Here is a 10284-nt window from a genome sequence, read left to right as displayed (position 1 = left end):
GCCCACCCGCCCGCAGGATGGGGTGCATGCCGAAGCCCCGCGCTGTGCGTCTCGCCCTGCCCGTCGTCCTCGCCCTGACCACCGCCTTGGCCACCGGCTGCGGCGGCGACGATAAGGAGCAGGGCGACCTCACGGCGCAGCAGCTGAAGTGGAAGGACTGCCCCGCACCGAGCGCGGCCCAGGGCGGCGGCGAGGCACCGAGTCCGCTGCCGGCCGGGGCCGAGTGGCAGTGCGCCACGATGAAGGCGCCCCTCGACTGGGACGAGCCCGAGGGCGACACCCTCGGCATCGAGCTGATCCGCGCCGGGGCCAGCGGCGACAAGGACCAGCGCATCGGTTCGCTCGTCTTCAACTTCGGCGGTCCCGGCGGCTCCGGCATCACCTCGCTGCCCGCCTTCGGCGAGGAGTACGCCAAGCTGCGCACCCGCTACGACCTGGTGAGCTTCGACCCCCGCGGGGTCGGCCGCAGCGAGCCGGTGACCTGTGAGGACGACGTCCAGCTCGACGCGTACTACCAGCAGGACGCAACCCCGGACGACGCCGCGGAGGAGCAGACGCTCCTCGACAACGTGAAGTCCTTCAACGGGGCCTGCGAGGACAAGGCGGGCAAGGTCCTGCCGCATGTCGCGACCACGGACGCCGCGCGGGACATGGACCTGATGCGCCAGGTGCTCGGCGACGACAAGCTGCACTACTTCGGGATCTCGTACGGGACCGAACTGGGCGGTGTGTACGCCCACTTGTTCCCCAAGAACGTCGGGCGCGCGGTCTTCGACGCGGTGGTCGACCCGACCGAGACCGCCGAGCAGGGTTCGCTCGGGCAGGCCGGCGGCTTCCAGCTCGCCCTGGAGAACTACGCCAAGGACTGCACGTCCAAGGTCGAGGACTGCCCGGTCGGCGACACCGCCGAGGACGTACAGGCGCGGATCGCGAAGCTCCTGAAGGACCTGGACGCGAAGCCGCTGCCCGGGCTCGGGCAGCGCGAGCTCACCCAGACCGCCGCGACCAACGGGATCGCGCAGTCCCTGTACTCGAAGGACTTCTGGGAGTACCTGACCGAGGGCCTGGAGAACGCGTACGACGGTGACGGACGGATCCTGATGGCGCTCTCGGACGCGATGAACGGCCGCAATCCGGACGGCACGTACAGCAATATCCAGGCGGCGAACGTGGCCATCAACTGCGCGGACGACAAGCCGCGTTACTCGGTCGAGGACGTGAAGGCGAAGCTGCCGGAGTTCCGTGAGACCTCGCCGCTGTTCGGCGACTATCTGGCCTGGGGCATGCTCGGCTGCTCCGACTGGGCGGTGGACGGTGCGGCCGACCATCCGGATGTGAGTGCCGAGGGCGCCGCCCCGATCCTGGTCATCGGCAACACGGGCGACCCGGCGACCCCGTACGAAGGCGCGCGCAAGATGGTCGAGTCGCTCGGTGACGGGGTCGGGATCGAGCTGACGTACAAGGGCGAGGGGCACGGCGCGTACGACAGCAAGAACCCGTGCGTGCGCGAGGCCGTGGACGGCTATCTGCTCGACGGCAAGGAGCCGAAGGCGCGGACGGTGTGCTCGTAGCGCGTACGGCGCGATGCGTGTCGTACCTGTGAGCGCGGACCGCAACCGTTCGCCCTCGCATCGGCGCCTTTAGGATGTCGGGATTGATGCTCTAGGGGGGACGTCGTACATGGCAAGCACGTCAGGGGGCCGGGGAGCCGGCCGGATACGCACGACCCCGTCCCACGGGCGCCCCACGGCCTTCGCGGTGGCCGCACTCCTCGCCGGCTCGCTGCTCGCCGGATGCAGCGACGGCGGCGGCTCGGCGGACAAGGGCGGCAAGGCCTCCACCTCGCAGAGCAAGCCCACCAAGTCGCCCGGCAAGGCCGACGATTCCGGACTCCCCGCCAAGCTCACGGAGCAGAAGCTGAGCTGGGGCGAGTGCGAGGGCGGCGGTTCGGGAGCGTCGGACAGCGCCTGGAAGTGCGCCACGCTCAAGGTGCCCCTCGACTACAAGGACCCGGGCGGCAAGACCATCGGCGTCGCCCTGATCCGCAGCGAGGCCCGCGACGACGGCAAGCGGATCGGCTCGCTGCTCTTCAACTTCGGCGGCCCGGGCGGCTCGGGCGTCAGCGCCCTGCCCTCCTTCGCTCCCGGCTATCAGGCCCTGCAGGAGCGCTACGACCTGGTCGGTTTCGATCCGCGCGGGGTCGAGCGAAGTGGCGGTGTGGAGTGCCGCGGCGACGAGGAGACCGAGCAGGCGTTCACCACGATCGACCTCACCCCGGACACGGCCGCCGAGGAGCAGGCGTACTTCAAGGACGCGGCGGACTTCGGCGCGGGCTGCAAGGAGCAGTCCGGCGACATCCTTCCGTATGTCTCGACGTCGAACGCCGCCCGCGACATGGATCTGATGCGCATCGTGCTCGGCGACGAGAAGCTGCACTATCTCGGCTACTCCTACGGCACCGAACTGGGCGGCACGTACGCCCACTTGTTCCCGTCGAAGGTCGGCCGGCTCGTCCTGGACGCGGTGGTCGACCCGAGCGCGGACATGGTGGGGCACGCGAAGAACCAGACCCGCGGCTTCCAGCGCGCCCTGGAGAACTATCTGAAGTCGACGGGCAAGGACCCGAAGGACGGCACCGCGGAGATCGCCGCGCTCCTGAAGTCCCTCGACAAGAAGCCGCTGCCTGCGGCCGGCGGGCGTGAGCTGAACGAGACGCTCGGCACGACCGGGATCACCCAGGCCCTGTACTCGGAGAGCAGCTGGCCGCAGCTGACGGCCGCGCTGGGGGCCGCCGCGGACGGTGACGGTGCGCCGCTGCTCGCGCTCGCGGACGAGTACAACAACCGTGACGCGTCCGGGCGTTACAGCACGGCGATGCACTCGCAGCGCTCCATCTCCTGCGCCGACACCTCGGTCAGGCCGACGCCCGCGCAGGCGAAGAAGCTGCTGCCGCAGTTCCTGAAGATCTCCCCGGTGTTCGGCGGCTACCTCGGCTGGGACGCGGCCGGCTGGTGCCACCAGTGGCCGGTGGCCGGTGAGCACGAGACGCCCGAGGTGAGCGCGCCGGGCGCGGAGCCGATCCTCGTGATCGGCACGACCGGCGACTCGGCCACGCCCTTCGAGGGCGCGCGCAAGATGGCCGACGAACTCGGCAAGGGCGTCGGGGTGCACCTCACCTTCAAGGGCGAGGGCCATGGCGCGTACGGCGGCGGCAACGCGTGCGTCGACAGAGCCGTCGAGGACTATCTGCTCGATCACAAGGTTCCGGATGACGGAAAGGTCTGTTCGTAATGCCCCGCAAGTCCCGTTCCATATCCGGCCCTTCCGCGGCGCTCGCGCCCTCCCTCCTGGCGGCCGCTCTGCTCGTGGCCGGCTGCACCTCCTCCTCTTCCCCTTCCGATACGAAGGGTTCCGGTACGAAGGGTTCCGACTCCTCCTCGTCGAAGGGGAGCGGCAAGGGCGTACCGGACACGGGCACCGTCGACTGGACGCGCTGCAAGGCGCCCACCGTGAACCAGGGTGCGGGCAAGGCGCCGGGCAGCAAGTGGGAGTGCGGCACGCTCGAAGCGCCGCTCGACCATGACAAGCCCGGCGGCGAGAAGATCGAGATCGCACTGATCCGCAAGCCGGCCACCGAACCGGACCGCCGTATCGGCGCGCTCCTCTACAACTTCGGCGGCCCCGGCGGCTCGGGCGTCTCCACGCTGCCGCAGGCGGCTGTGGACTACGAGGACCTCAACGAGCGCTACGACCTGGTGAGTTTCGACCCGCGTGCGGTGGGCGAGACGGCCACGGTGCGCTGTGTGGACGACAAGGAGATGGACCGGCTGTCGCAGGAGGACGACGGTCCGCCCGAGACCCCGGCCGAACAGGCCGAGGACACGGCCGAGTCGCGCGAGCAGATCGAGGCCTGCGAGACGAAGGCGGGCAAGCTGCTCCCGCACGTCGGCACCTCGGACACGGCCCGCGACATGGACCTGATCCGCGAGGCGCTGGGCGAGAAGAAGCTGAACTACTTCGGCATCTCGTACGGCACCGAACTGGGCGGCGTCTACGCCCACTTGTTCCCGAAGAACGTCGGCCGGACCGTCTTCGACGCGGTCGTCGACCCGACGGAGGGCCAGATCGAGGGCGGTCTCGCGCAGGCCGAGGGCTTCCAACTGGCCCTGGAGAACTACTTCAAGGGCATCGACAAGGATCCGGCCGAGGGCTCCGCGAAGATCACGGCGCTGCTCGAGCGCGCCGAAGCCTCCCCGCTGCCGACCTCCGGCCCGCGCAAGCTCACCCGCGGTCTGGCGGAGACGGGGATCGCGGCGGCCCTCTACAGCGAGGAGACCTGGCCGTACCTCACCCAGGGCCTCCAGGAGGTCGAGAACGCGGGCTCGGGCTCGATCCTGCTCCTCATGGCCGACGCCTACAGCGGCCGCGACCCGGGGACCGGCCGCTACAACAACATGTCCCAGGCCAACGCCGCGATCCGCTGCGCCGACTCCACCGAGCGCTTCGGCTACGCCGACGTCAAGCGCCACCTCCCCGCGTACAAGAAGGCCTCCCCGGTCTTCGGCGAGTCCATGGTCTGGGGCCTGATGGCCTGCACGGACTGGCCGGTCGACGGCGAACGCAAGACCCCCGAGGTCTCGGCCCCCGGCGCCTCCCCGATCCTGGTCATCGGCAACACGGGCGACCCGGCCACGCCGGTCGAGGGCGCCAAGAAGATGGCCGCGGCACTCGGCGACGGTGTCGGCGTGAACATCACGGTCGACGGCGAGGGCCATGGCACGTACGGCGTGAACGACTGCGCGACCGAGACGGTGGACGCGTATCTCCTGGACGGGAAGGTGCCGCAGGACGGCAAGACCTGTTCGTGAAACCGCGGCCGTCAGCTGAGCGGCTCGCTCAGCTCGATGGCCCGCAGGGCCGCCGCGAGAGCCTGCTCGTCGCCGAAGTCGAGGGCCGTGTCCGTCAGTTTGATGACGTGTTCGTCGCCGTGTGCCAGGGCCCGTTCGGCGACCTCTTCGGGGGTGAAGGTGCCGGGCGGGGTGTAGGTGACGCCGGTCGGCGGTGCGTACATCGCGGTGACCGCGGCGGAGGCCGTCCAGGCCGCGCGCAGGCTCTCCGGCCACAGCTCGTGCGGGAGTGCGGGCAGGGTGCGCAGGACGGCGTTGGGTGCGGTGGCCGCGTGGACGAGCATCGTCTCCTCGCCGTGGCCGTGGGTCGCGTAGCGGTGGGTGGCGGCGCGGACCAGTTCGGTGAGGCGGGCTTGCGCGTCGGCCGGCTCCGTCACCTCGTACGTCCACGCCGGCAGGGCGCTCACGCGCGCGAGCCGCGTGGGGAAGCCGCCGTCCTGTGCGGCGATGAGGGGTACGGCATCGAGGGCGGCGGCCGCGGTGCCGGCGCCGGGCAGCGCGGGACCGAGTGCCACGGGGTGGTGGGTGGCGGCCCAGTAGCCGAGGCCGTGCGCGAGTTCGGCGAGGCGGGGTGCGGCGGTCTCGCCCTCCGTGGACAGGAGCGTCCGTACCGCGTGGCCCACCCGGATCACCGGATGTGTCGAGCCGCCGTACATGCCGGGCAGCAGCCGGGGCCACCACTGGGCGAGCACCTCGCGCCACGGACGCTCGGCGATCCCGGCCTCGAAGTACCCGATCCAGTCGGCCACGCGCCGCGAATCGCCCAGCGCTTCGGCCCAGTTGGCGTCCGTGACGGGCTCGACCCGTGAAGGGAACTCCTCCAGCTTGGGCGCGTAGAGGTCGAGCCAGCGGTGCACCGACCGCGACTGACCACGGGCGGCGAGCGACTCGACCGCCATCGGCGCGTGATTGGTGAGCCGCCCGAGCCGCTCGGGCCCCGAACCGTGCAGTCGCTCCAGCGCTTCGTCCAGCGTTCCTGACGTATCCATGGCAGGACTGTAGGCAGGGTGGCGCGGGGGGCGGATCGGGCGGGAGGTGTAGGCGCGGACCGGTGAGACCTAGGCCCAACAGGGCAGATGGTGTGGGCCTGTTGGCCGACGCGGACGCTCGTCCGCCGAGGCGATCATGGATGCTCTGTGATCGACCGGACGAAGGAGCGGCGGATGCGGCGGGAAACGGTGGACTGGGCCGAAGTCCCGGCCGGTGTGCTGCGGCGGGGTACGCCGGTCGAAGAACTCGCCGAGGTGGCCGCGCGCTATGCGGACACAGGAGTTCCGGCGCAGTGGTACCGCAAGGAGGCCCCGCGTGCGGAGGTGAGCGTCCCGGCGTTCCGGATCGCCCGGACCCTGGTCACGGCCGGGCAGTGGACACTCTTCGCCCGGTCGACCGGGCGCCCCGACCCGCAAGGACCGTCCGACCACCCTGTCATCGGCGTCAGTTGGGCCGAGGCGACCGCGTACTGCGATTGGCTGGGACGGCAACTCGGCGGCGTCGAGGTGCGCTTGCCCAGCGAGGACGAGTGGGAGCGTGCCGCTCGCGGCGACGACGCACGTGAGTTCCCTTGGGGCTCCACGTACCGGACGGGCCTGGCCAACCTCGTCGATCTCGGCGTCGGCACCACCACGCCCGTCGGCTCCTTCCCGGACGGCGCCAGTCCGTTCGGCGTCCTGGACATGGCCGGCAACGCGGACGAGTGGACCTCCACGCTCTACGCCCCCTACTCCGGCGCACCCGCCGACGTCTCCCGCACCGAGAGCTGGGCCTTCGACCCCCACGTCACCCGCGGCGGCGCCTACCGCCACGACCGCGATCTGGCCCGCTGCGCCCGCCGTCACGGCGCGTACGAGCAGGACCTGACGGCGATCGGAGTCGGCTTCCGGGTGGCGGCGCCGCCCACTTGGGACCTCGTGTGAGACCTCGCGCCCGAGGCCTGAACGCACGAGTGCCGCGCCCCTGCCAAAGGGGCGCGGCACTCGAAGCCGTACAGCCGAAGAACCCTAGTAGACCGGCTTCTCGGGCTCGATCTGGTTGACCCAGCCGATCACGCCGCCGCCCACGTGGACCGCGTCCGCGAAGCCCGCGGACTTGAGGACCGCGAGGACCTCCGCACTGCGGACACCCGTCTTGCAGTGCAAGACGATGCGCTTGTCCTGGGGCAGGTCCTGGAGGGCCGTGCCCATCAGGAACTCGTTCTTGGGGATCAGCTTCGCGCCCGGGATCGAGACGATCTCGTACTCGTTCTGCTCGCGGACGTCGATGATCTCGATCTTCTCGTCCCCGTCGATCCACTCCTTGAGCTGCTTGGGAGTGATCGTCGAGCCGAGCGCCGCCTCCTGGGCCTCCTCGGACACGACGCCGCAGAAGGCCTCGTAGTCGATGAGCTCGGTGACGGTCGGGTTCTCGCCGCAGACCGCGCAGTTGGGGTCCTTGCGGACCTTGACCTGGCGGTACTGCATCTCCAGGGCGTCGTAGATCATGAGGCGGCCGACCAGCGGGTCACCGATGCCGGTGAGGACCTTGATGGCCTCCGTGACCTGGATCGAACCGATCGAGGCGCACAGCACACCGAGGACGCCGCCCTCGGCGCAGGAGGGGACCATGCCCGGCGGCGGGGGCTCCGGGTAGAGGCAGCGGTAGCAGGGACCGTGCTCGGACCAGAACACGCTCGCCTGGCCGTCGAAGCGGTAGATGGAGCCCCAGACGTACGGCTTGTTGAGCAGCACGCACGCGTCGTTGACCAGGTAGCGGGTGGCGAAGTTGTCCGTGCCGTCCACGATCAGGTCGTACTGGCTGAAGATGTCCATCACGTTCTCGGCTTCGAGCCGCTCTTCGTGCAGGACCACGTTCACGTACGGGTTGATGCCGAGGACCGAGTCCTTCGCGGACTCCGCCTTCGAGCGGCCGATGTCCGCCTGGCTGTGGATGATCTGGCGCTGCAGATTCGACTCGTCGACCTCGTCGAACTCCACGATGCCGAGCGTGCCGACACCGGCGGCGGCCAGGTACATCAGCGCCGGGGATCCGAGTCCACCGGCGCCGACGGCCAGCACCTTGGCGTTCTTCAGCCGCTTCTGCCCGTCCATCCCGACATCCGGGATGATCAGGTGGCGGGAGTACCTGCGGACCTCGTCGACGGTGAGCTCTGCGGCAGGCTCGACCAGGGGTGGCAGCGACACGGGAACTCCGTAGATCGGTATACGAACAGTGGTTCTTCCCGTAACGCTGCCACAGCCTTCTTCATTCCGAGACACCCCGTCCGATACGCGAGACGATTTCGTCCCAGTAACCGGGCAGCGCCTCGAACGGGTCGACCGTGCGGTGCTTGTCCGTGCGGTCCGTGAACCAGATCGTGGCGGCGCCCTGCCAGCGGGCGATGCGCAGTGCCTCTTCGAGGTGGCCGAGCGGTACGCCGTGGACGAGATGACAGAACTTCTCGGGCGGATAGTCGGCGGTCCACTCGGCCACCTGCGACCAGCGGTAGTCGCTCCACGGACCGCTGAACGTCACCAACTGGTCGGCGGATTCGGCGTATCCGGGATATGGGTGGGTGCCGTGCCCGAAGACCAGGTGGCCGTCGGGGAGCAGCGCCCTGAGGGTGGCGGAGATCCGCCGCACCTCAGGAAGGGCTTCGCGCTCGGTGGGGGCCCGGTCCGCGTAGAAGCCGTCGACCTGGTACCAGTCGAGATAGCGGTGCGCGTCCGAGACGAGCTCGCCGAAGCTCCGGGCGCCGTACGCGAGATCGAGGTGACCGAGGACACGGGCGCCGGCGTTGCGCAGCTTTCCGGACGCTTCGAGGCAATGCGGGTCGGGGCGGGCACCCGGACCATTCGCGACATTCAGGACGGTCCAGTGCAGTGGAGCGCCGGGGCGGGTCAGCTCGGCCCACTCCATGGGGGCGACCAAGGGGTGGGCGTACCCGGGCACGCCGAGGCCCATGGTGGCCTCCGCTGCTTGCTGCTGTGCGCCGGTGGGAGTGATCAGATGCGGCATGCCGCCTCCATCCAGATGTCGGCGAGGGACTCTTCGAGGTTGATCCGGGGCCGCCAGCCGAGCCGGTCGCGCGCGGTGCGCACATCGGCCTGCTGCCAGCTGCCGCAGCCGTCCGGGTACGGGTAGGCGGCGGGTGCTGCGTCGGATTCGGTACGGGGGTGGCCGATGGATGGCCGTCCACCGCCGTCCAACTCGTGGAGCGCGCCCCCGTATCCGGCGACGCGGGCGAGGACGGCGGCGGCGTCGCGGAGCTTGACGGCGCGGCCCGAGCCGATGTTGACCACGCCCTGAGCGGCAGACAGAGAGGCGGCATGCACAGCCCGCGCGACATCCCTCACATCCACGAAATCCCGCTGCACGCCGAGTCCGCCGAGCTTGAGCTCGCCGTCGCCCGCCTGCATCGCGCGGCGCATCGCCTCGGCGAGGCGGCCGAGCGGGGAGCCGGCCGGGGTGCCCGGGCCCGCGGGCGAGAACACCCGCAGCACGACCGCGTCGAGCCCCGATCCGAGCACGAGCTCGGTCGCGGCGAGCTTGCTCACTCCGTACGGGCCGCCGGGCCGGGGAACCGCGTCCTCCGACGTGGAGGAGCCGGGCTGGCTGGGTCCGTACTCCGCCCCGCAGCCGAGCTGCACGAGCCGGGCGCCGCAGCCGCTCCTCCTGAGGGCCTCGCAGACCGTGGCGACGGCGATCGTGTTGTGCCGGACCAGGTCGCGGGCTCCGCCCCGGGTCGCCCCCGCGCAGTTGATCACCACGCCGGGGTGCACCGCGTCCAGGAACCTGGTCAGGGCGCCGGGGCTGCCGTTCGCGAGGTCGAACCGCACATCCGCGTCATCACCGCGGCCGAGCGCCGTGAGCTGGACGGCCGGGTCGGCGAGCAGCCGGTCGGCGACGAAGCGGCCCAGATATCCATTGGCGCCGAGCAGCAACACCCTCATCGGGCGGCTCCGGCGGGTGCGGGCCTGTGCTTGGGGGTGCTCATCTTCCGTGCTCCTCAAGGATGTTCGTAACGGGGTAAGAGGTGGCGGGCGAATCGCCGCGCAGGCGGGGTCCCGGCCACCGCCTCCGAGCCCGCCGCCCGCGGTGTCGGCCACGCGGGAGAGGGGCAGTTGTCTGGGTGCGGCCTGCCGGCGGGGTCTGCCGGCCGACTAGCGGGGCGCAGGGGGCGCAGCCCCCGCCGGGTCACTCGGCGGCCCGCCAGCGCCCTGGCGGGGTGCAGGGGGCGCAGCCCCCGCAGGTGCGCGTGGGGCACAGCGCCATGAACAAGCCACCCCAACCCCCTAGCGGGGCGCAGGGGGCGCAGCCCCCGCAGGCCGGCATGGGGCGCAGCCCCACGAAACGGCCACCCCCGCCCCGCGGGGGTCCGGGGGCAGGGCCCCCGGTTTCGGGA

General features: G+C 70.8%; 8 protein-coding genes. 4 read left to right on the top strand and 4 right to left on the bottom strand.

The genetic code is table 11. The annotated features are described in order from the left end of the window. The first annotated feature begins 26 nt into the window (after positions 1–26). The 3 genes from G6045_RS35945 to G6045_RS35935 all read left to right on the top strand — a co-directional run bounded on the left by G6045_RS35945 (position 27) and on the right by G6045_RS35935 (position 4868). On the top strand, positions 27–1571 hold the full coding sequence (locus G6045_RS35945) for an alpha/beta hydrolase (RefSeq protein ID WP_165336418.1): 1545 nt from the start codon (positions 27–29) through the stop codon (positions 1569–1571). A 109-nt stretch (positions 1572–1680) separates the two neighbouring features. Next, positions 1681–3291 (top strand): alpha/beta hydrolase, encoded by a 1611-nt coding sequence (locus G6045_RS35940; protein ID WP_165336417.1) that lies wholly within the window; start codon positions 1681–1683, stop codon positions 3289–3291. Next, a complete protein-coding gene (locus G6045_RS35935) occupies positions 3291–4868 on the top strand; it encodes an alpha/beta hydrolase (RefSeq protein WP_165336416.1) in 1578 nt (525 codons plus the stop codon). The genes G6045_RS35940 and G6045_RS35935 overlap by 1 nt, the downstream gene beginning before the upstream one ends. Before the next feature lie 11 nt (positions 4869–4879). On the opposite strand, the gene G6045_RS35930 is transcribed toward G6045_RS35935, so the two are convergent. Continuing rightward, positions 4880–5896 (bottom strand): questin oxidase family protein, encoded by a 1017-nt coding sequence (locus tag G6045_RS35930; protein ID WP_165336415.1) that lies wholly within the window; start codon positions 5894–5896, stop codon positions 4880–4882. A gap of 174 nt (positions 5897–6070) precedes the next feature. On the opposite strand from G6045_RS35930, the gene G6045_RS35925 reads away from it, so the two are divergent. Then, a complete protein-coding gene (locus tag G6045_RS35925) occupies positions 6071–6820 on the top strand; it encodes a formylglycine-generating enzyme family protein (RefSeq protein WP_165336414.1) in 750 nt (249 codons plus the stop codon). Between the two features lie 84 nt (positions 6821–6904). Here G6045_RS35925 and moeZ read toward each other — a convergent pair whose 3' ends face one another. The 3 genes from moeZ to G6045_RS35910 form a co-directional block, all read right to left on the bottom strand. Beyond that, entirely contained in the window at positions 6905–8083 is a 1179-nt protein-coding gene (gene moeZ, locus G6045_RS35920; protein ID WP_165336413.1) for an adenylyltransferase/sulfurtransferase MoeZ, read from the bottom strand. Between the two features lie 61 nt (positions 8084–8144). Further along, positions 8145–8897, bottom strand: coding sequence for a spherulation-specific family 4 protein (locus G6045_RS35915; RefSeq protein ID WP_165336412.1), 753 nt, complete (start codon positions 8895–8897; stop codon positions 8145–8147). Further along, entirely contained in the window at positions 8885–9832 is a 948-nt protein-coding gene (locus tag G6045_RS35910) for an NAD-dependent epimerase/dehydratase family protein (protein ID WP_165336411.1), read from the bottom strand. Before G6045_RS35910 ends, G6045_RS35915 begins: the two co-directional genes overlap by 13 nt. Positions 9833–10284 lie beyond the last annotated feature (452 nt).

This window comes from Streptomyces mesophilus (assembly GCF_011044995.1).
GTDB classification, from domain to species: Bacteria; Actinomycetota; Actinomycetes; order Streptomycetales; family Streptomycetaceae; genus Streptomyces; species Streptomyces mesophilus.
This window is presented reverse-complemented; position numbering and strand designations above follow the sequence as displayed.

Excerpts from the sequence above, each read along its gene's own strand:
- G6045_RS35945 (WP_165336418.1), top strand. The coding sequence starts at position 27 with ATGCCGAAGCCCCGCGCTGTGCGTCTCGCCCTGCCCGTCGTCCTCGCC.
- G6045_RS35940 (WP_165336417.1), top strand. The coding sequence starts at position 1,681 with ATGGCAAGCACGTCAGGGGGCCGGGGAGCCGGCCGGATACGCACGACC.
- G6045_RS35935 (WP_165336416.1), top strand. The coding sequence starts at position 3,291 with ATGCCCCGCAAGTCCCGTTCCATATCCGGCCCTTCCGCGGCGCTCGCG.
- G6045_RS35930 (WP_165336415.1), bottom strand. The coding sequence starts at position 5,896 with ATGGATACGTCAGGAACGCTGGACGAAGCGCTGGAGCGACTGCACGGT.
- G6045_RS35925 (WP_165336414.1), top strand. The coding sequence starts at position 6,071 with ATGCGGCGGGAAACGGTGGACTGGGCCGAAGTCCCGGCCGGTGTGCTG.
- G6045_RS35915 (WP_165336412.1), bottom strand. The coding sequence starts at position 8,897 with ATGCCGCATCTGATCACTCCCACCGGCGCACAGCAGCAAGCAGCGGAG.
- G6045_RS35910 (WP_165336411.1), bottom strand. The coding sequence starts at position 9,832 with ATGAGGGTGTTGCTGCTCGGCGCCAATGGATATCTGGGCCGCTTCGTC.